Genomic DNA, 19,546 nt, shown 5'->3' on the forward strand with positions numbered 1-19,546 from the left:
CCCCCCCCCCCCCGCCGCGCCACCCGTGCCCCCCTGCCCGCGTGCCGCCGTCCACAACACCAGGCCAGTGCCCACCATGGCCGTGCCCGCCAGGCCGAGCAGGAAGTAAATGCCCTGCAGTACGGGATCGGCAAAGCGCCCCAGGTGCAGCGCGTACAACCCGCCCAGCACCGCCGCGGGCGCACCCACCGGCTCGCTCGCGTGCAGCAGCGCGCCGGAACCACCGTGGAACACCAGGAACTCGCGGCTGTGCGTGACCCGCCCGGCAGGCCCGCGCACCACCAGCACGCGCGCGGCCGCGTCACCCGGGTGGTGCACCACCACGCGGTCGATGCCCTGCGCGCCCCAGCGCGCTTGCGCCTGCTGAATCGAAGGTGCCAGAGCCGCCAGCGGCGCGGCCTGGCCGCTGGGTGCGCCCACAGGCCAGGCGGCCACGGTTTCGGCGGCGATGGCCACGCGCCGCTCGCCCGCGCCGTCGAAAGCGGCCAGCGCGCCCCACGGCATGTACTGAAAGCCCAGGATCACCAGGCCGCTGTAGACGATCATGAAATGAAAGGGCAGCGGCAGCACCGACAGCGCGTTGTGCGCGTCCAGCCAACTGCGCCGCCCCTTGCCGGCGCGGAAGGTGAAGAAGTCGGCGAACAGCTTCTTGTGCACCACCACGCCGCTGACCATGGCCACCATACCCAGCAGCGAGGCGAAGCCCACGATCCAGCGGCCCCATTGGTAGGGCATGTGGTGCAACTGGTAGTGGAAGCGGTAGAAGAACTCGCCGCCCGCCGTGGCGCGAGCGGTGCGCGGCGCGGCCGTGGTGCTGTCGTAGGCCTGTTGCCCCGCGCCGGCCGGGCCGCTCCAGTAGGCGGTCGGCGTGAGGCGGCGCGCATCCGGCAGTTCGATGCTCCAGCGCGTGGCGCCGGGCGCGGCGCTGGCCAGGTGCGCGGCGATGCGATCGCTCAGCGCGGCCACGTCCATCTCGCGGGCCTGCGGCGGCGCCTCGGGCTGCATCCAGGCCGTGAGCTCTTCGCGGTAGAAGGCCAGGCTGCCCGTCCAGAACACGGCGTAGAGCACCCAGGCGGCCAGCAAGCCCGCCCAGGTGTGCAGCCAGGTCACGCGCGGGCGCACGCCGCCGCGCGCGCCCGCCCGGGCCGCGAACACCCCCACCGCCACGGCCGTGGCCACGACGAAGCTGGCCAGCATGCCCGCCACCACGCCGTCGATGGCGCGCCAGGGGAAGGCCAGGCCCGCCACGCTGGCCAGCGCAGCCAGGCCGTAGCCGCCCAGCGCGGCCAGGGCCACGCGGACGGTCCAGGCGCGCCGCACCTTACGGAGCACGTTCACGGCCCACGTTCCGGGCCCGCGCTCAGAAGCGGTAGCTGGCGCCCAGGCGCAGCGTGCGCTCGGGGCTGCGGTAGCAGAACGTGGTGTCGCAGTCGACCAGCTTCTGCGTGTCGAACAGGTTGTCGACGTTGAAGGAGTAGCGCCAGGCGCCCACGTCCAGCCCCAGGGCCGCGTCCACCAGCGTGAGGCTCGGGTTGCGCAGGTTGGCGTTGCCGAAGTCCTGGCCCGAACGCGCCTTGCCCACGTAGCGCACGCCCAGCGCCGCGAAGGCGGGCTGGTCGCCGAAGGCGGTGAACTCGTACTTGCCCCACACGCTGGCGTTGTGGCGCGGCACGGCCATGGGCGTGAGGCCCTGGTCACCGTTGTTGCTGCGCGTGATGCGCGACTCCAGGTTGGTGTACTGGCCGATCACGCTCAGGCCCTTGGCCACGCGCGCGCGCAGTTCCAGCTCCAGGCCGCGGGCCTCCACCTCGCCGGTCTGCTGGAACACCCCGGCCATGCCGGGCACCGAGGTTTTCACGTTTTCGCGCGTCAGGTCGAACACGGACGCAATGAAGCTGAAGGCCTCGCCCGCGGGCTGGTAGCGCACGCCGGCCTCCAGTTGCTTGCCGCGCGAGGGCTCGAGCGAGCGGCCGGCCACGTCCAGCCCGGTTTCCGGGGCGAACGAGGTGGCGTAGCTCACGTACGGCGCCCAGCCGTTGTCGAACAGGTGCACCACGCCGACGCGGCCGGTGGTGTCGCTGGTGGACAGGTCGGCGGTGGGTGTGACCACGCCGTTGAGCAGGTTGATGCGGCGGCTGGACTGGTCGGCCTTGTCGTGGCGCACGCCGGCGGTGAGCACCCAGCGGTTCCACTTGAGTTGGTCCTGCAGATAGAAACCGAGTTGCTTGCTGGGCGATTCGTCCTCGAAGGGCGCGGCGTGCGGCGCCAGGGGCTGGGGCGCGTACACGGGGTTGAACAGGTCCAGGTCGGGCATGACCGCATTGGCGTTGCGGCGCGTGAAGCTCAGCTTGGAGCGCGAGTAGTCCACGCCCAGCAGCGCGGTGTGGGCCACGGCGCCGGTGCTGAAGTTGGCCTGGGCGTGGGTGTCCAGGGTGATGCCGCGCCACTCGGCCACGCGCGGCGAGACGGCCCGGCCGATGTGGCGGCCATCGGCGCGCAGGCCCAGGTTGAACACGTCCGTCCCCTCGCGGTCGAGGTCGCCGTAGCGCAGGTTCTGGCGCAGTTGCCAGGTGTCGCTCAAGCGGTGCTCGAGCTCGTAGCCGACGGTGGTGTTGGTGCGCTTCCAGCGGTTGTCCAGGCCGCCGATGTTCACGGACGGATCGGGCTGGCCCAGCGCGCCGGGGTTGCGCAACTGGTTGCCCCAGGCGTAGGACTGGTCGTCTTCCTGGTAGCTGGCCAGCAGCGTGAATCGGGTGGCCGCACTGGGCTGCCAGGTGAGCGAGGGCGCGAGGTAGACGCGGTCGTCGTGGTCCTCGTCCAGGCGCGTGTCGGCGCGGCGCACCAGGCCGACGAGGCGGTAGCTCAGCGTGCCGGATTCACCGATCGCGCCGCCGATGTCGGCCTTGAGGGTCTTGCGGTCGTAGGTGCCGTATTCGACGCCGATCTCGCGCACCGGCTCCGTGGTGGGCCGCTTGCTCACGGCGTTGATGACGCCACCGGGCGCCACCTGGCCATAGAGCACCGAGGCCGGGCCGCGCAGCACCTCGATGCGCTCCATGCCGTAGGGCTCGATCGAGCCCATGGCCGCCGTGCTGGGGTTCTGCAGGCCGTCGAGGAAAACGCTGGCGCTTTCCAGCGCGAAGCCGCGCACCAGCGACATCTGGTCCGAGGCCCAGGGCTTGGCGTTGGAGGTGACGCCGGCGGTGTAGCGCAAGGTCTCGTCCAGCGTGGTGGCCTTGCGGTCGCCGATCTCTTCGGCGGTGATGACCGAGACCGACTGTGGCGTCTCGATCAGCGGCGTGTCGGTCTTGGTGGCCGTGGCCGAGCGGCGCGCCACGTAGCCCGCCACCGGGCCCTTGGCCTGTTCGCTGAAGGCGGCGCCAGTGACGGTGACCGTGGGCAGCGTGGCCTGGCCGGTGGTGGCCGGGCGCGGCGCCTGGGCTGGCGCGGCGGGCGCCTGCGCCACCAGCACATAGCCTGCCGCCGTGCGGCCCAGTTGCAGGCCGCTGCCCTGCAGCAGGCGCTGGAAGCCCTCCTCCACCGTCACCGTGCCTTGCAGGCCGGGGCTGGTCTTGCCGCGCACCTGGGCCGCGTCCACCACCAGGGCGGCACCGGCCTGCAGCGCGAAGCGGTTCAAGGCCTCACCCAACGGGCCGGCGGGCACGTCGGCCCGCACGGTGGCGGCGGACGGCGCCGTCTGGGCCTGCGCCGCGAAGCCGTTGGCGGCCAGCATGGCGGCGCAGGCCAGGTGGACGGCCAGCGCCAGCGGGCGGGCGGGCTGGAGCGCGGAGAAAGCGCGCGGTCGGCGCAGTTGGCGCGGGGTTTGGGGGTCTTGCATGTCGGGGTTCCTCGGGTGGTCGGTGGGCGGCGGCGCGGGTGGCCGGTTGCCGCCTTCACCCCCATTGACGAACGGCCACGCGAAAGCGGAACCGTTCACCCGAAAAAATCGCGCCCCGGTGCTCAGGCCCGTCGATAGACCAGCACCTTGAGCCCGCGGTCCGGCGACACGTCCTGGAACACCGCCGGGTTGGCCACGCGCTCCACGAACGTCAGCTCCGGCGCATTCGCCTCGATGGCCTCGCGCAGGAACGCCACCCCCAGCTCGGGTGCGTTCAGGCACACCAGCGCGTGGCCGTCCGGGGCCAGCAGCGCTGGCAGGCGCCGGGCCAGCCGGGCGTAGTCCTTGGTGGCGACGAAGCTGCCCTTCTGGAAACTGGGCGGGTCGCAAATGACGAGCTCGTACGGCCCGCCGCGCGTGAGCTTGCCCCAGGACTTGAAGATGTCGTGTGCCAGGAAGCGCGCGCCGGCTTTCAGGCCGTTGAGTTCGTGGTTGGTGCGCCCCGTGGCCAGTGCGCCGGCCGCCATGTCCACGTTGACCACCTCGCGCGCCCCGGCCTGCAGCGCGACGACGGAGAAGGCGCAGCTGTAGGCGAACAGGTTGAGCACCGTGTCCCCGCGTTGGACGTTGTCGCGCACCCAGCGCCGGCCCTCGGCCATGTCCAGGAACAGGCCGTGGTTCTGGCCGCGCAGCAGGTGCACGAGGTAGCGCGCGCCGGATTCGGTCACGACGTGCGGCTCGGGCAGTGCCCCGGCCATCAGGCGCGTCTCGGCGCCTTCGCCGCGGCACTGGTAGACCCAGCACAGCGGCGCGTCCGAGACCTCGCGCCAGCGCGCGGCGAGCGCGTCGCCGATGGCGCCCAGCGCGGCCTCGTCCAGCGGCTGGAAGGACGTGAGCAGCAGCGCGGGCGCAAAGGCGTCCAGCGCCAGGTGCTCGCAGCCGGGATGAAGGCCGCCGCGGCCATGGAAGATCCGTTGCGCATCGGTGGGAAAGACCATCGTGGCGATGGCGTCGAACAGGGCTTGCATGGGCCGGCATTCTGCGGGCGATGCCTCCGCGCCATGTCGTGCGGCCAGAATGGGCGCCATGAATTTCCAGTCCATCCTCGACGAGATCCACGCCGAACTGCGCCCGCGCCTGGGCCAGGGCGGCCAGGTGGCCCGCTACATCCCGGCGCTGGCGCGCGTGTCGCCGCACCAGTTCGGCATCGCCCTGCGCACCTGCGCCGGCGAGGTGGCGCAGGCCGGCGACAGCGCGGTTCCCTTCTCCATCCAGAGCATGTCCAAGGTGTTTTCGCTGACGCTGGCGATCCGCGCGCAGGGCGAAGCGCTGTGGCAACGCATCGGTCGCGAGCCCTCGGGCAGCCCCTTCAACTCGCTGGTGCAACTGGAGACCGAGCGCGGCATCCCGCGCAACCCCTTCATCAACGCCGGCGCCATCGCGGTGGCGGACCGTCTGGTCTCGCTGGGCGACGGCAAGGCCGAGCTGCTGGCGCTGCTGGCCCGGCTGTGCGGCGAGACCATCGGCATCGACGACGAGGTGGCGCGCTCCGAGGCCGAGACGGGGTTTCGCAACACCGCGTTGGCCAACTTCATGAAGGGCTTTGGCACGCTGGACAACGACGTGGCCACCGTGCTCGACGTGTACTTCAACCAGTGCGCCATCGCCATGAGCTGCGAGCAGATGGCCTGCGCGGCCGGCTACCTGTGCCGCGACGGGCGCCACCCGCTGGCCGGCGCGCCGGTGCTCAGCGAAGCGCAGACGCGCCGCGTGAACGCGCTGATGCTGACCTGCGGCACCTACGACGCGGCCGGCGAGTTCGCCTTTCGCATCGGGCTGCCGTGCAAGAGCGGCGTGGGTGGCGGCATCGTGGCCGTGGTGCCGGACCAGCTCACGCTGTGCGTGTGGTCGCCCGCGCTGGACGAGACGGGCAACTCCTGGCTGGGGCGCCAGGCGCTGGAGCTGTTCGTCGCAAAGACCGGCCTGTCGGTGTTCTAGGGCGGTGAGCCAGGCGCTCAGGGCGCTGCGTCCACCAGCACCACCCAGGGCGTGAGGGTGCGCACACGCAGGCCGGGGAAGTTGTCGACCAGCAGTTGCAGCGCGCGGTCGGTGTCGTCCAGCGGCAGCACGGCGGACACGCGGATGCTCTCGAGGTCCGCGGGTTCGTAGCGGACGAGGCCGCGCCGGTGGCGCGCGATCTCGTCGAGCACCTCCGGCAGCGGGCGGTCCTGCACCATCAGACGGCGGGCCTGGAAGGCGTTCTGCGTGGCGCGGGGCTCCACCTCGCCCAGGCGCTCCACGCCCCGCGCGGACAGGCGGACGCGCTCGCCCGCTTCCACCGTGAGTTCGTTCGTATCGGCGCCCGCCTGCACGGCCGTGCGCGACTCGATCATGGTCAGCAGCGTGGCGTGTTCCTCGCGCCGCACGATGAAGCGCGTGCCCAGCGCGCGGATGCGGCCGTGCGCCGTCTCCACCACGAAGGGGCGCGCGGCGTCCCTGGCCACGTCCACCAGGATCTCGCCGTCGAGCAGCTCGAGCTCGCGCAGATCGCTGGACCAGCGTGTGTTGACCGCGGTGCCCGAACCCAGGGTCAGGCGCGAGCCGTCGTCCAGCACCTGCTCGCGCTGCTCGCCGGTGGCGGTGCGCAGGTCAGCGCCCCACTGAGACGGCGGGCCTCGCAGCGCCAACGCGGCGGGCAGTGCCAGCGCCGCCGCCAGTACCAGCAGGCCGGCCGCGCGCCGGCCGGGGCTGCCGGGCTTCCCGCGGCCCGGGGCGCGGGCGTCCAGCGCGCTGGCCAGTGCCGCACGGGCCGGGCTGGACGTGCCGTCCCCGCTCAGGCTGCGCGTCTGGTCGATGAAGCCCTCCATGCGAGCGGCCACCGCCGCGTGGCGCGGGTCGACGCGCTTCCAGGCCTCGAAGCCGGCGCCGGCGGCGCGGCGCTCGGCCGGGTCGTCGGCGGACAGCCGCACGATCCACTGCGCCGCTGCCTGGGCGATGCGTTCCTCGTCCGGGTTCGCGGGTGCGGCTGCGCGTGCGTGGTTCATGGGGCGCCCAGGTGCGCGCAGCGCACCAGCACCTGCGCCAGGTACTTGCCGACCATGCGCGTGGACACCCCCAGCCCGGCCGCCACGGTGGCGATGGTCTCGCCATCCAGGTAGTGGCGCACGAAGGCCTCGCGGGCCTTGGGCGATACCGCTTCCAGCACGGCGCTCAACTGCTCCAGCGCCTGAAGCGCGGTCAGGATCTGCTCGGGCGAAGGATGGCCTTCGTGCGCGTCCATCAGCGGCGCCAGCTCGGCCAGGTAGGCCTGGCGCAGGCGCTCGCGCCGGGCCTCGTCGATGATCAGCCGGCTCGCCGTCGTGGTGAGCCAGGCGCGTGGCTGCTCCACGCCGCACAGCGCGTCGCGCGCGGCCAGCACGCGCTCGAAGGTGTCGTGCGCCACGTCGGCTGCGCGGTGCGGGCAGCCGAGCTTGCGCCGCAGCCAGCCGTACAGCCAACCGTGGTGGTGGCTGTAGAGCGTCTGGACTGCCTCGCGCAGGCTGAGGTCGGCGGCGGACACGCTGGGCTCCTGATCGGCCCGGTGCGTTCATGGGCCGCTGTGAATGAGAATGTTTCGCATTCTATAGGCGCAACACCGAGGCCCGCGCCAAGCCGGCCCAACGAATAGTGTTCACGCATGTGAACGGCCGCTGGCTGGCTCGCGGGGGCGTCCCTACCATGCGCCGAATGCCATCCAACCAGACAGAAACCCCAATGACGCGGCCCGTGTTGAACGAAGTATTGGAGACGCCCTATACCGATGAATTCGATGTGGTGGTGGCGGGCGGCGGCGCTTCCGGCCTGATGGCGGCGGTATCGGCCAGCCGAATGGGCGCCAGAACGCTATTGATCGAACACGCCAATTGCCTGGGCGGCACCGGCACCTATGGCATGGTGGCCCAGTGGATCGGCTTCTACAACCGCGCGACCCGCGTGGTGGGCGGTATGGCCGGGGAATTGGCCGATCGCGTGGTGGCGCTCAATGGCAGCGAAGGATTCAGGCAATACCTGATGGCCGAGGCCAGCGAGCAACCCATTCCCATCGTCCACTTCGCCTTCAATCCGGAAATCGTCAAGATCGCCGCCGACGCGCTCGCCGCCTCCGCAGGATTGGCGGTGCGGTTTCATACGCGGGTCGTCGCCCCCGTGGTGGGCGGGCAGCGCGTTACTGGCGTGGTGGTCGAGGACATCGCCGGGCGAAGCGCCATCCGCGCCCGGGTGGTGGTCGATGCCACCGGCGATGCGGCGGTGGCCTGGGGCGCGGGCGCGGCCATGGCACCGTCCGAATTGACGACCGCCGCGCATGTGCAGCCATGCACCTTGATGTTCCGCTTGTCGAACGTGGACGTGGCCCGCTTCCGGGCCATTCCGCGCGAGACGAAACGGGCTTTGGCCTTACAGGGTATCCGGGAGGGACGGATCTTCTGGGAAAGCCTTTCGTTCTGCAGCACGCCGGGGAACACCGACGCGATCTGCCTGATGAGCCGGGTCTCCGGAGTGGACGCCACCCATGCCGCGGACCTCAGCCGCGCCGAGGTCGAAGGGCGCCAGCAGATCGCTTCGATCCTGGCCTTCCTCCAGGAAGCCGTGCCGGGCTTCGAGAAAGCGACGCTCGCCGCCATCGCCGGCCACATCGGGGTGCGCGAGACGCGCCGCATCGCGGGCCGGTACACGCTGACCGAAGAGGACATCCTCTCCTTCAAGCGCTTTCCGGATTCGATCGCCTTGGGCGCCGGGCCCATGGACATCCACGAAACGGGAGGCACCGGCATCTCGCTCCACGTGCCGGCGCAGCCCTTCGAAATCCCCATGCGCTGCCTGCAGCCGGCGTCGGTCGCGGGCCTGGTGGTCACGGGGCGGGCCATTTCCGCGACCCGCCACGCCAATGGCGGCGCGCGGCACATGGCCACGGCCATGGCGCTGGGAGAGGCGGCCGGCGTCATGGCCGCATTGGAAGCGGCCAGCGGCCAAAGCCCGGGCGCGGACGCCGTGCGCGGCGCCCTGCGCGCCCGAGGCGGCCTCGTCAGCACCGACGACGCCACCGAGACCTTTGCCAGCCATTGACACACCAGAACAGCAGGAGACCCCATGCTCAGCAGACGCGAATTGTTGATCTCGGCCAGCGCCCTCGCGGCCGCGGACCTCGCCCGGGCGCAAAGCTATCCGTCCAGGCCCATCACGCTGATCGTGCCCTTTGCGGCCGGTGGGGCAGCGGACATCACCGCCCGGGCGATTTCCCAGGGATTGAGCGAGGTGCTGGGCCAGCCGGTGGTGGTGGACAACAAGCCGGGCGCCAGCGGCACCATCGGCGCCGAGGCCATGATGGCGCGCCCCGCCGACGGGCACACCCTGCTGCTCGCATCGAATTCCATCACCACCAGCAAATGGCTGTACCCGAACATCTCGTTCGATGCGCTGAGGGATTTCCGCGGCATCGGGATGGTGATGAAGAGCCCCTACATGGCCGTGGTGTCGGACAAGTTCCGCGGCAACGGCATCCACGATCTGGCGCGCATGGTCAAGGAGCAAGCCGGTGCGCTGAACTACGCCACCGCCGGAAGCGGAACCGGCCCGCACCTGTTCGGCGAGATGTTCCAGCGCCAGACCCAGACCTCCATGGTGAGCGTGCCGTACCGGGGATCGGCCCCCGCCCTCGCCGCCGTACTCAGCGGGGAGGTCACCGTGTACTTCGACATCCTGATGTCGTCCAAGGCCCTGCTCGCCAGCGGGCGGCTCAAATCGCTGGCGGTGTCGAGCGCCGAGCGCTTGCCGCAGTTTCCTGCCATTCCCACGTTCGCCGAGCAGGGCATCCCCGGCCTGGAGCTGTACTCCTGGTTCGGCGTGGTGGCCAAGTCGGGCACGCCCGAGCCGGTCATCCAGCGGCTGAGCCAGGCGCTGAACCGCATCGTTCAAGACAGCCGGTTTTCCGCGCGCGCCCTTGAACTGGGTGCGGTCGCGGTCGGTGGATCCGCCGGCTCCTTCCAGGCCGTCATCGAGAGCGACACGGCGCTGTGGGGCAAGGTGATCCGCGAGAAGAACATCCGGCCGGAATGACCGGGACCCGGGGCACCGCGGTGCCCCGCCCGATGGGGAGGCAACGCATGGACATTCCACAAGCCGACCTGGTGGTGGTCGGTTCGGGCGCGGCCGGGCTCACGGCGGCCATCGTCGCCCGGCGCCGGGGGCTGCGCGTCGTGGTGCTGGAGAAGGACGCCCTCGTCGGCGGCACCACCGCGGTGTCCGGCGGCGTGCTCTGGGTGCCGCTCACGGCCCGGGGACTGGCGCAGAACCCGCACGACTCGCCGCAGGCCGTGCGCGACTACCTGCGCCAGGAAATGGGCGACCGCTATCCGCACGAAGCGGTCGAGCTGCTGCTGGCCAAGGGGCCGGAAATGGTGGACTTCTTCGAGCGCGAGACCGAGGTGCGGTTCTGTTCGACGCTGTACCCCGACTACCACCCCGATGCTCCAGGCGGCAGCGTGGTCGGTCGCGCCCTCGTGGCCGCGCCGTTCGACACCCGGCGGCTCGGACATGAACGCCGGCGCCTGCGGCCGCCACTGAAGACGCTCACCTTCATGGGGATGATGTTCAACTCCTCGAACGCCGAGTTGAAGCACTTCTTCAAGGCCACCCGCTCGTTCGCCTCCTTCGCCTATGTCGTTCGGCGACTCGCCGGCCACCTCGTCGAGCGGTTGCGCCACGGGGGCGCCGTGCACGTCACCGGCGGCAACGCTCTGGCCGCCGCGCTGTTCAAGGCAGCGGCCATCGACCTCGGGATTCCCGTCCTCACTCACGCCGAGGTGACGGGACTGATCCGGGACGGTGGCGTCGTGCGCGGTGTGTCCGGGGCGCTCGCGGGCCAGGCGTTCCGACTGGAGGCGCCGTGCGGCGTGGTGCTGGCCTGCGGAGGCTTTTCCCACGACCGTACGCTCACGGCCTCGCGGTTTCCAGTGGCCCTGGCCCGCCGAACGCCTTTGTCCGCCACCCCGCCCGCGATCGCGGGGGACGGCATCCGCCTGGGCCTGTCCGCCGGGGGCTGCCTGGCCGCACCCCTGGCGCAGCCGGCCGCCTGGATGCCCTTGTCCATCGTGCCGGGTGGCCGCTCGGGAACGATGGTCTTTCCCCACCTGCTGGACCGCTACAAGCCAGGTGTCATCGCGGTGCTGCGAACGGGCCGGCGCTTCACCAACGAGGCCAACTCCTACCATGACGTATGCACGGCGGCCCTGCGCGAGGCAGGCGACGGACCCGAGCCCGCGATCTGGCTCGTCTGTGATCGCCACGCGCTGGCGCGCTACGGCCTCGGCGTGGTTAAACCGGCGCCCCTGCCGCACCGCCGGCACCTCAACAGCGGCTACCTGTGCCGGGCCGACACCTTGCGGGAACTGGGCGCCAAGCTGGGCATCGACGGCGAAGCACTGGAGAAGACCGTCGCCGATTTCAACCGCGGCGCCCGAACCGGAGCGGACCCGCAGTTCGGTCGCGGGTCGAGCGCCTTCAACCGCTTTCTGGGCGACCCCGATCACCAGCCCAACCCTTGCGTGGCGCCGATCGAACGCGCGCCCTTCTACGGTGTGAAGCTGCGCATCGGCGACCTCTGCACCTTCGACGGCCTGCTGGCCGACCCGCAAGGGCGGGTGCTCGGGCGCAACGGCGCCGCGATCCGCGGCCTGTACGTTCTCGGGGCGGACCGTGTGAACATGATGGGCGGGGCCTACCCCGGGCCGGGCATCAACCACGGCCCGCACATGGCGATGGCGTACCTGACGGCCAGCACCATCGCGGAGAATGGGTCTTCCGTCCGTTAGGAAACCGTGGTGTCGCGCCATTCGACGAATTCCCCCCCGGGCAACGGCGTGAAGTCGGCGCAGCGGACACTGGATGTCCTGGAAATCCTGGCGCATTCGGAGCGCGCGCTGTCCCACGCCGAACTGGCCTCGCGTGCCGCCGTACCCAAGAGCAGCCTGACGCAACTGCTGAGGACGCTGCAGGCCCGCGACTACGTCGAGTCCATGGGGCCCAACGGCCCCTACCGCCTGGGCGCCTCAGCGGTGAACCTCATCCGCCATGGGCAAGACATCCAGCGCCTGGTGGCGAGCGCGCGGCCACACATGGAACGGCTGGCGCTCGGCACCCGCTACTCCGCCGGGCTGAACATCCTGCGCGGCGACATCGTCGAGCGCATCCTCGGCGTCACCGCAGACGAGGCCAGCGGCTATGCCATGCATGAGGGCGTGCGCGCGCCGCTGTACGCCAGTTCGTCCGGCAAGTTGTTCCTGGCACACATGAAGAGCGAGGACATGACGTCCTACCTGGACCGGGTGCAGCTGCGCCCCATTACCAGCCGCTCGCTCAAATCCGCCAGCGAACTGCGGCGCCAGATCCGGCTCGCGCGCGAGGAAGGTGTGGCCTATTCCAGGGACGAATTCACCCGCGGCATCGTCGGCGCCTCGGTTCCGGTTGTGAGCGCCCATGGACGGATGATCGCGTCCCTGGGGCTGGCCGTGCCATCGGCAGAGTTCGACGCGCAGAAGGACACCGTGCTGACGCACCTGCGCAAGGCAGCGCATGGCATCTCCACCCAGTTGTCAGCGGCGCGAACGGCGCCCTGACTACCGGGCCCAGCCCCGCACCGTGCCCACGATCAGTTCCGCCACCTCGCCCATCACCGGGTCCTCCAGCAGGTCGGCCCGACACCACAGGTAGATCGGCCGCGGCATGGGCGCGCCGGGCATCGGCAACTCCACCAGATCGAAGCGCGTCGCCAGCCGGCGCAGCGGAAACCGCGGCAGCACCGCCAGGTGCTGGCCCTGGGCCAACATGTCCAGCAGCATGGACGCGTCGCCCAGCACCGTGATCTCGGCGCGCAAGCGCTGCACGCCCACGGCCTCGAGCTTGCCGCGTACGTCCTGGTCGAAAGGCGAGGCCGTGCCCAGGCTGATCCACGCTCGGTCGTCCACGTCGGCCACGCTCAGCGGGCGCTGGCCCGCCAGCGGGTGGCGTCGGCCGCAGAACACGCCCAGTTCGTCGTCTGCCAGCACCTGCCGCACGATGCCCGGCGGCGGGTGCTCCAGCCACGAAGGCGCGATCACCACGTCGTGCCCGCCGTCGATGAGCTGCTCCAGCAGCAGGTGCGGCCGGTCGCTCTGCACCGCCAGGGCCAGATCCGGAAAGTGCGTCAGCAGCAGCGGCGCCAGCTCGCCCAGCACCGCCGCGCCCACCACCGGCCCGGCACCCAGGCGCAGCTGGTGGCGGATGCCACCGCGGTGGCGCGCCGACACCTCGGCCGCGTCCTTCAGGCGCCGTGCGATGGCGCGGCCCTCGCGCGCCAGCATCTCGCCCAGCGGCGTGCTGCGCACCCCGTAGCGGCTGCGCTCGAACAGGCGGCCGCCGGCCTGCATCTCCAGCGTCTGCATGTTGTGCGTCAGCGTGGGCTGGGTGAGGTGCAGGTGGCGGCTGGCCTGGGTGATGGAGCCCTTCTCCAGAATGGCCGCGAGCTGCACCAGGTGCCTTGGATCCATAGGAATTTTTATATTTGGCGAGCGATTTTCAATTTTACGGATGCCTCTAACCCGCCTAAGCTCGCCACAGGCCCCACCCCGGGGCATCACGAACCCTTGACCTGGAGACAGACAGATGAAGTTCCCCCGCCTGCTGAGCGCGCTCGGCTCCGCCGTGATCATCGCCCTCGCCGCCGGCCCCGTCCATGCGCAAAGCTGGCCGACCAAGCCGATCCGCCTGCTGGTGGGCTCGCCCCCCGGTGGTCCGTCGGACATCACCGCCCGCACCTTCGCCGACCAGTTGGGCCGTCGCATCGGCCAGCCGGTGGTGGTGGAGAACCGCCCCGGCGCGGGCAACAACCTGGCGGCTGGCGCCGCCGCGCGCGCCGACGCCGACGGCACCACCCTCGTGCTGAGCCCGGACACCGTGCTCACCGTCAACCCGCTGGTCTACACCACGGGCGACTTCAACGCCGCGCGCGACCTGGTGAACATCTCCGTCATCGCCAGCTTCTCGCAGATGCTGGTGTGCAACCCCTCGGCGGGCGTGCGCAGCGTGTCGGAGCTGGTGGCCAAGGCCAAGACCTCGCCCATGATGTACGCCTCGGGCGGCCCGGGCGTGCCCGGCCACCTGGCCAGCGAGATGCTGCTGGAGCAGACCAAGGTGCGCATGGAGCACGTGCCCTACCGCGGCCCGGCGCCCGCCACGCAGGCCGTGCTGGCCGGCGAGGTGGCCTGCGGCTTCCTGGCCACGCCCACGGTGCTGCCGCACGTCAAGAGCGGGCGCCTGGTGGCGCTGGCGGTGTCGTCCGAGGCACCCTCCGCGTTGGCGCCGGACGTGCCCACGCTGGCCAAGGCGCTCAACCAGCCCGGCCTGGACGTGAGCTTCCGCCTGGTGCTGCAAGCCGCCAAGGGCACGCCTGCGCCCATCGTGGCCGAGATCGAAAAGCACGCGGCCGAGATCATGAAACAGGCCGAAGTGCGCGATCGCCTGAAGAACTACGACCTGACGGCCGTGGGCAGCAGCAGCGCGCAGGCTCAGCAGGTGATGAACGCCGAGATGAAGCGCTGGGAGCCGGTGGTCAAGCGGCTGGGCCTCAAGACGGAGTGAGGCCGGCAGGTTCGGGCGACAGGGGCAGGCGCACCAGGAATTCGCTGCCCCGCCCCGGGCCATCGCTGCAGGCCTGCACGGTGCCGCCGTGCAGGTGCACCAGGCTGCGCACCAGCGTCAGGCCGATGCCCAGGCCGCCCTGGGCGCGGTGGGTGCCCTGATCGGCCTGCGCGAAGAGCTCGAACACCTGGTCCAGCATGTCCGCGTGAATGCCCATGCCGTTGTCGCGCACCGACACCACGGCCTGCGCGCCTTCGCGGCGCGCGCTCAACCAGATCCGCCCGCCCGCCGGGGTGTACTTGGCCGCGTTGTTGAGCAGGTTGGCCAACACCTGGGTCAGGCGTACCGCATCCGCGTGAAGCCTCAGCGGCTCGGCGGGCAGCGCCACCGACAGCTCGTGACCGGCGGCGTCGATCAACGGGCGGCTGGTGTCGATGGCGCTCTTCATCACCTCGGCCAGATCCACCGGCTCACGGCGCAGCTCGACCTTGCCGGTGGTGATGCGCGAGACCTCCATCAGATCGTCCACGAGGCGGACCAGATGCGACACCTGCCGTTCCAGGATGTCGTGCAGGCGATCGACGTTCATCGAGCCGCCACCTCCCCGCAGGATGTGCAGGCTGTTGACGATGGGCGCCAGCGGGTTGCGCAGTTCGTGCGCCAGGATGGCCAGGAACTCGTCCTTGCGCCGATCGGCGTCGCGCAGCGCCTGCTCGTGCCGCTTGCGCTCGGTGATGTCGCTGAAGAGCACCGCCACCTTGCAGTCCAGCGGACCGCCGATGCGAAAGGCGGACACGTCGAAGTGTCGCTCCAGCGCTTCGGCGGCGTGTTCGAATCGCATCGCCTCGCCGGTGAGGGCGATGTGGCCGTACGTCTCGTACCAGAACGCCTCGTGATCCGGCGCCATCTCGCGCATGCGCCGGCCGGTGGCGTTCAACAGGCCGGTGTGGCGCTCGAACGCCGCATTGGTCTGCAGAAAGCGGTAGTCGTTGGGCCGGCCCTCGTCGTCGAACAAGACCTCGATGATGCACAGCCCCTGGTCGATGGAATCGAACAGCGTGCGGTAGTGCTGCTCCGATCGGCTCAGGGCGTCTTCAGCGCGCAAGCGTTCCACCGCGGCCCAGGTGCGTTCGGCGGTGTCTTCCACCAGCGTCACCTCCTCGGGCGTCCAATCGCGCGGCACTTGGCTGTGCACGCCCAGGCCCACCACGAACTCGCCGTTCTTGATGAGCGGCACGCCGATGTAGGCAGCGACCGAGGCCTCGGCTTGCACGGCGCGCTCGTCGGCCGAGAGCAAGGGGTGGCTGGCCACGTCGTTCACGACCACGGTCTGGCCCGCGCGGTACAGCGCCAACATGTGCTGCCCGAAGGACACGGCCGGGCAGCGCCCCTCGAGCGAGGGCACGCCATCGGTGAAGTCCCGCTCGATGATGTAGTCAGGTCCGCGCATTTCGAAGTACGCCACGCGGTTGGCGCCCAGGTACTGGCCCAGCAGTCGGCTCGCGGTGGCCAGAATGTCCGCCGCCTTGGCCAGCGGGCGCAGCGCATCGTTCAGCGCCAGCAGGAAGCTTTGGGGCGATTCTCCCCGTCGCGCAACCACCCCAAGCTGAGGCGGCATGGACTCGATCGACATTTGCACGTCCTCCAACGACGTGCAAATGTAGCCGGGGCGATGGCCTCGTGCACGCGGGCGCTGCAGGGCTGGCTGCAGGCGCACGGCATCAGCCGTAGCCCGCCAGGCGTCGCGCCACCGCACGCTTGACGGCCGGCACGGCGGACGCCGCGGCGATCAATCGGTTGCGCACCCAGCGCGCGGCCGGGCCGCTCAGGGTGGCCACGCGGGTCAGCCGGTCGGTCATCGCGAGCACCCTGGCCGCCGCCAGCCGCCGCTCGCTGCCATAGGCCTCGAGCAGGTTTTCCGTGCCATCGCGCAGCGCGGCGTGCAAGGCACCGCTCAAAGCCACCGCGTCGCGCAGGCCCAGGTTCATGCCCTGCCCGCCCGCCGGGCTGTGCACATGCGCGGCATCGCCAACCAGCAGCACCGGGCCCTGGTGCAGGCGATCGGCCAGCTTGTGGTGCACCTGGAACCTGGATCCCCACAGCACCTCGCGCACCCGCACGCCGCTACGCGGCCCCCGCGCGTCCATCAGACGCTGCACGTCTGCCAACGCCGGCGCCGGGGGTGCATCGGCCAGTTGCGCCACCACCCGATAGCGCTCGCGCGACAGCGGCGCCACCACCACCGTGCCCGCCTGCGCGAAGAACAGGGACACCTCCTGGCGCTCGATCGGCCAGTCCATCCTCACATCGGCCAGCAGGAAGGAGCCGTAGGTGTCGCCGGGAAAGGCAATGCCCGCGCCGGCGCGCACGGTGCTCTTCTCACCGTCGGCACCAACGATGTAGCGCGCGTCGATCGTGACGGCACCGTCCTCCCCTTCGCAAGTGGCGCGAACACCCGCCGCCGAGGCGTCGAAGCGCGTCAGCCGCACCGGCCGGCGCACCACGTGGCCCAGCTCGGCCAGCCGGTCGATGAAGATCCGCTCGGTCTCGTCCTGCGGGATCATCAGCGCGAACGGCGTGAGCGTCGGCAGGCCGGCAAAACTGGCGTCAAACAACACGGCGTCGCGCTCGCGGATGCGGAACCGCGGCACCTCGATGCCCTGCGCCACCAGCCGATCGCTGAGGCTCAGCGCGCGCAGGCTGTCCAGCGTGGCGGCGTGAATGACGGCGGCGCGCGAGGTGTTCTGCGCCTCGTCCAGCGCGTCGACGATGACGAAGTCGACACCCCGCTCGGCCAGCCCGATGGCCGTGGCCAGGCCGGCCGGTCCGGCACCGACGATCAGGACCTGGGTGCTCAGGCTGTGCATGCCGGCTAGACGCTGCCTGCGCGCTCGATCACGAGCACGCGCGCGCCGCCCACCGGATGCGCCACGTGCTCATCGCCGTCTTGCGCATGAAAGATGTCGCCCACCTTGAGGCGATGGACCCGCTCGACACCGTTCTGGCGCATGTGCATGTCGACGGCGCCGTCGAGCACCACGAACACCTCGGGCCCGTCGTTGACGTGCCACCGATAGGGCCGATCGGTCCAGTGAAGGCGCACCGTGGCGCCATCGATTCGTTCGATGTCCAGCGCGTCCCACGCGCGGGCGCCGGTGAAGTCGGTGGGGGTGATGGTGCGCATCCGTCGTGCTCCGAAAAGGTCTGCAGGCATGATAGGCACGGGATCATTCGAGGCCGCTGGCGAAACAGCGGAACCCACCTGCACTTCGAGGTTTGACACCGATGGAACGGGACAGGACGGACAAGCGCATCCTCGCGCTGCTGGAGAAGAACGCGCGCCTGACGGCCGCGGCGATCGGCCGCGAGATCGGCCTGTCGCGCACGGCGGTGCAGGACCGCATCGCGCGCCTGGAGGCTGAGGGCGTGATCCAGGGCTATCGCGCGATCGTGTCCGCCCAGGGCGCCGGCACGCTCAGGGCCCTGATCTTCATCGGCATCGCCGAGCGCCCCTGCGACAAGGCGCTCGAATGGCTGGCCTCGCTGCCGGGGGTGGTGGCGGTGCATTCGCTGGCAGGCGAGTTCGACGCGGTCGCCCAGGTCAACGTTGCCAGCGCGGCCGATCTCGGCCGGCTCAACGACCAGATCGGCGCGAGCGCGCTGATTGCGCACGCGCGGTCGCAGATCGTGCTGAAAAGCCTGTAGCGGCGACTAGGAGGCCAGACCTCGGCCGGCTTCGGTGATCGCGGCGCGCAAGGCGTCGCGGTCACGCGCGTGCAGATGGGCGGCATCGATGGCCAAAGCCACCCGGTCGAGCTGCCGGCGCAGCGCCGCGCGGCGCGCACTGTCCCGGGTGAAGCCGCCGATGCGCGCCTGCATGTCCACCACCGCCGCATAGGCCTCCACGTGGGACGCTATGTGGCACGACAGCGCGTCGAAGGCCAGGCCCAGCAAGTGGTCGAACGCCGGCGTGGGCACCACCAGCCGCAGCCTGCCGTCCACCACCCGACGCGATGCTGGCATCGCGCGGGCGGCCAGCAGGGCCATCAGGTGCCCGAGCTGGTGAATGCAGGTGATGGCGGTGCGCGGGTCGTGCACGCTGGGCGACAGGGCCTTGAGGGCCACGTCCACCAGTTGCTGCAATCCGTGGGCAATGTCCTGTTGCACCGTGCGATCGGGCTGCAAGGCGAAGGCGCCGCGCAGCGCATCGAACGCGCCCTCGTCGTCGTGAGACGCCTGATCCGGGGCAAGCACCTCGCACAGGGCCTCACCGCGCAGGAAGTAGTGGCCCACCGGGTGCAAGACCTCGACGAAGCGATCCTCGCTTTGCGCCACGCGCACCAGTTGATCGCCGTCGATCGACACCAGGTAGCCGCTGTACGGCGCACGCACCAGGCAGGCGCGCCCCGCCCCCGTGGGGCGCGTGGGCGCGGCGTCAACGGGCGTGTCCGCTTGCTCAGGCGGCTCGCCCACGTCGGCGGGGAACAGGCGCTCGATCGCGGCCTCGGTGTCGCTGCCGATGCGCTCGACGATGGCCGACACCTGGATCGCCGAGGCCACGTGGTGGATGAAGTAGATCAGCAGCGCCACCGCCACCAGCGCCAGCAACACGCCGCCGAGCACGGCCAGCGAGGGCACGAAGTCGCCTTCCTCACTGCCGCGGATGGTGCGCAGGACGATCAGGCAGTAGCTGAACACCGACACGAAGGCACCCAGCACCACCTGCGTGGGGCGGTCGCTCATGAAATTGCGCAGCACACGCGGGGAGTACTGGCTGGCCGCCAGCGACAGCGCGACGATGGTGATGGAGAACACCACGCCGGCCACCGTGATCATCGAGGTGGCGATCGCACTGAGCATGCCCCGCGCACCCTCGGCACCCGCCCCGAACAGGCGCGGCCATTCCCGCGCCAGGCCCTCACCGACGAGCGCCTGCGATTCGACCAGAGCGAGGGCCAGCACGATGCTGGCGCACACCATCGCCGCCGGCGTGAACCAGAGGCTGTCGCGCACGGTGATCCACAGGGTGAGGAGCCGGTTCATCGGGTGGCCGGGGGG

The 19,546-nt window shown here is 70.8% G+C and carries 17 protein-coding genes; 7 read left to right on the forward strand and 10 right to left on the reverse strand.

Features of this window, described 5'->3' with window-relative positions; all coding sequences use genetic code 11:
- The 3 genes from BN948_RS23595 to BN948_RS23605 all read right to left on the reverse strand — a co-directional run.
- Window positions 1–1,338, reverse strand: a 1,338-nt coding sequence (locus BN948_RS23595; RefSeq protein ID WP_162182755.1) for a PepSY-associated TM helix domain-containing protein, incomplete at its 3' end; no start/stop codon positions are given.
- Window positions 1,339–1,360: 22 nt separating this feature from the next.
- Window positions 1,361–3,838: a TonB-dependent siderophore receptor gene (locus tag BN948_RS23600; protein ID WP_009515646.1), complete on the reverse strand. Its 2,478-nt coding sequence runs from the start codon at window positions 3,836–3,838 to the stop codon at window positions 1,361–1,363.
- 122 nt (window positions 3,839–3,960) lie between these two features.
- A complete protein-coding gene (locus BN948_RS23605) occupies window positions 3,961–4,866 on the reverse strand; it encodes a class I SAM-dependent methyltransferase (protein WP_009515648.1) in 906 nt (301 codons plus the stop codon).
- Window positions 4,867–4,924: 58 nt separating this feature from the next.
- Here BN948_RS23605 and BN948_RS23610 point away from each other — a divergent pair, with 58 nt between their 5' ends.
- Window positions 4,925–5,836, forward strand: coding sequence for a glutaminase (locus BN948_RS23610; RefSeq protein ID WP_202901791.1), 912 nt, complete (start codon window positions 4,925–4,927; stop codon window positions 5,834–5,836).
- Window positions 5,837–5,853: 17 nt separating this feature from the next.
- Here BN948_RS23610 and BN948_RS23615 read toward each other — a convergent pair whose 3' ends face one another.
- Window positions 5,854–6,882 carry a FecR family protein gene (locus BN948_RS23615; protein ID WP_009515652.1) on the reverse strand — a complete coding sequence of 343 codons (1,029 nt, stop codon included), beginning with the start codon at window positions 6,880–6,882 and terminating at the stop codon, window positions 5,854–5,856.
- Window positions 6,879–7,397, reverse strand: a complete 519-nt coding sequence (locus BN948_RS23620; protein WP_009515654.1) for a sigma-70 family RNA polymerase sigma factor — start codon at window positions 7,395–7,397, stop codon at window positions 6,879–6,881. The genes BN948_RS23615 and BN948_RS23620 overlap by 4 nt, the downstream gene beginning before the upstream one ends.
- Before the next feature lie 167 nt (window positions 7,398–7,564).
- On the opposite strand from BN948_RS23620, the gene BN948_RS23625 reads away from it, so the two are divergent.
- Genes BN948_RS23625 through BN948_RS23640 form a run of 4 tightly spaced genes read left to right on the forward strand, consistent with a single transcriptional unit; the run spans window position 7,565 to window position 12,489 of the window.
- Window positions 7,565–8,941, forward strand: coding sequence for an FAD-dependent oxidoreductase (locus tag BN948_RS23625; RefSeq protein ID WP_158515832.1), 1,377 nt, complete (start codon window positions 7,565–7,567; stop codon window positions 8,939–8,941).
- Window positions 8,942–8,965: 24 nt separating this feature from the next.
- On the forward strand, window positions 8,966–9,931 hold the full coding sequence (locus tag BN948_RS23630; protein ID WP_009515658.1) for a Bug family tripartite tricarboxylate transporter substrate binding protein: 966 nt from the start codon (window positions 8,966–8,968) through the stop codon (window positions 9,929–9,931).
- 47 nt (window positions 9,932–9,978) lie between these two features.
- On the forward strand, window positions 9,979–11,685 hold the full coding sequence (locus tag BN948_RS23635) for an FAD-dependent oxidoreductase (protein ID WP_009515660.1): 1,707 nt from the start codon (window positions 9,979–9,981) through the stop codon (window positions 11,683–11,685).
- A gap of 9 nt (window positions 11,686–11,694) precedes the next feature.
- Complete coding sequence (locus BN948_RS23640) at window positions 11,695–12,489, forward strand: IclR family transcriptional regulator (protein ID WP_009515661.1); 795 nt, start codon at window positions 11,695–11,697, stop codon at window positions 12,487–12,489.
- Here the strand turns inward: BN948_RS23640 and BN948_RS23645 are convergent, their stop codons facing one another.
- On the reverse strand, window positions 12,490–13,398 hold the full coding sequence (locus tag BN948_RS23645; RefSeq protein ID WP_035624275.1) for a LysR family transcriptional regulator: 909 nt from the start codon (window positions 13,396–13,398) through the stop codon (window positions 12,490–12,492).
- Between the two features lie 115 nt (window positions 13,399–13,513).
- On the opposite strand from BN948_RS23645, the gene BN948_RS23650 reads away from it, so the two are divergent.
- Window positions 13,514–14,488, forward strand: coding sequence for a Bug family tripartite tricarboxylate transporter substrate binding protein (locus tag BN948_RS23650; protein WP_009515663.1), 975 nt, complete (start codon window positions 13,514–13,516; stop codon window positions 14,486–14,488).
- Here the strand turns inward: BN948_RS23650 and BN948_RS23655 are convergent.
- The 3 genes from BN948_RS23655 to BN948_RS23665 form a co-directional block, all read right to left on the reverse strand.
- Window positions 14,475–16,121 (reverse strand): sensor histidine kinase, encoded by a 1,647-nt coding sequence (locus BN948_RS23655; RefSeq protein WP_009515665.1) that lies wholly within the window; start codon window positions 16,119–16,121, stop codon window positions 14,475–14,477. The genes BN948_RS23650 and BN948_RS23655 overlap by 14 nt on opposite strands.
- A gap of 88 nt (window positions 16,122–16,209) precedes the next feature.
- Window positions 16,210–17,355 carry an FAD-dependent oxidoreductase gene (locus BN948_RS23660; RefSeq protein WP_009515667.1) on the reverse strand — a complete coding sequence of 382 codons (1,146 nt, stop codon included), beginning with the start codon at window positions 17,353–17,355 and terminating at the stop codon, window positions 16,210–16,212.
- A 5-nt stretch (window positions 17,356–17,360) separates the two neighbouring features.
- Window positions 17,361–17,672, reverse strand: a complete 312-nt coding sequence (locus tag BN948_RS23665; RefSeq protein ID WP_009515669.1) for a cupin domain-containing protein — start codon at window positions 17,670–17,672, stop codon at window positions 17,361–17,363.
- 101 nt (window positions 17,673–17,773) lie between these two features.
- On the opposite strand from BN948_RS23665, the gene BN948_RS23670 reads away from it, so the two are divergent.
- On the forward strand, window positions 17,774–18,193 hold the full coding sequence (locus BN948_RS23670) for an Lrp/AsnC family transcriptional regulator (protein WP_009515671.1): 420 nt from the start codon (window positions 17,774–17,776) through the stop codon (window positions 18,191–18,193).
- A 6-nt stretch (window positions 18,194–18,199) separates the two neighbouring features.
- On the opposite strand, the gene BN948_RS23675 is transcribed toward BN948_RS23670, so the two are convergent.
- On the reverse strand, window positions 18,200–19,546 hold a 1,347-nt coding region (locus BN948_RS23675), incomplete at its 5' end, for a DUF2254 domain-containing protein (RefSeq protein ID WP_238327255.1).

Origin of the sequence: Hydrogenophaga intermedia, from assembly GCF_000723405.1 — a bacterium.
GTDB classification, from domain to species: Bacteria; Pseudomonadota; Gammaproteobacteria; order Burkholderiales; family Burkholderiaceae_C; genus Hydrogenophaga; species Hydrogenophaga intermedia.

What these genes read in the sequence shown, in the direction of transcription:
- BN948_RS23600 (WP_009515646.1), bottom strand. Translation starts at nt 3,838, where the DNA reads ATGCAAGACCCCCAAACCCCGCGCCAACTGCGCCGACCGCGCGCTTTC.
- BN948_RS23605 (WP_009515648.1), bottom strand. Translation starts at nt 4,866, where the DNA reads ATGCAAGCCCTGTTCGACGCCATCGCCACGATGGTCTTTCCCACCGAT.
- BN948_RS23610 (WP_202901791.1), top strand. Translation starts at nt 4,925, where the DNA reads ATGAATTTCCAGTCCATCCTCGACGAGATCCACGCCGAACTGCGCCCG.
- BN948_RS23615 (WP_009515652.1), bottom strand. Translation starts at nt 6,882, where the DNA reads ATGAACCACGCACGCGCAGCCGCACCCGCGAACCCGGACGAGGAACGC.
- BN948_RS23625 (WP_158515832.1), top strand. Translation starts at nt 7,565, where the DNA reads ATGCCATCCAACCAGACAGAAACCCCAATGACGCGGCCCGTGTTGAAC.
- BN948_RS23630 (WP_009515658.1), top strand. Translation starts at nt 8,966, where the DNA reads ATGCTCAGCAGACGCGAATTGTTGATCTCGGCCAGCGCCCTCGCGGCC.
- BN948_RS23635 (WP_009515660.1), top strand. Translation starts at nt 9,979, where the DNA reads ATGGACATTCCACAAGCCGACCTGGTGGTGGTCGGTTCGGGCGCGGCC.
- BN948_RS23645 (WP_035624275.1), bottom strand. Translation starts at nt 13,398, where the DNA reads ATGGATCCAAGGCACCTGGTGCAGCTCGCGGCCATTCTGGAGAAGGGC.
- BN948_RS23650 (WP_009515663.1), top strand. Translation starts at nt 13,514, where the DNA reads ATGAAGTTCCCCCGCCTGCTGAGCGCGCTCGGCTCCGCCGTGATCATC.
- BN948_RS23655 (WP_009515665.1), bottom strand. Translation starts at nt 16,121, where the DNA reads ATGTCGATCGAGTCCATGCCGCCTCAGCTTGGGGTGGTTGCGCGACGG.
- BN948_RS23660 (WP_009515667.1), bottom strand. Translation starts at nt 17,355, where the DNA reads ATGCACAGCCTGAGCACCCAGGTCCTGATCGTCGGTGCCGGACCGGCC.
- BN948_RS23665 (WP_009515669.1), bottom strand. Translation starts at nt 17,672, where the DNA reads ATGCGCACCATCACCCCCACCGACTTCACCGGCGCCCGCGCGTGGGAC.
- BN948_RS23670 (WP_009515671.1), top strand. Translation starts at nt 17,774, where the DNA reads ATGGAACGGGACAGGACGGACAAGCGCATCCTCGCGCTGCTGGAGAAG.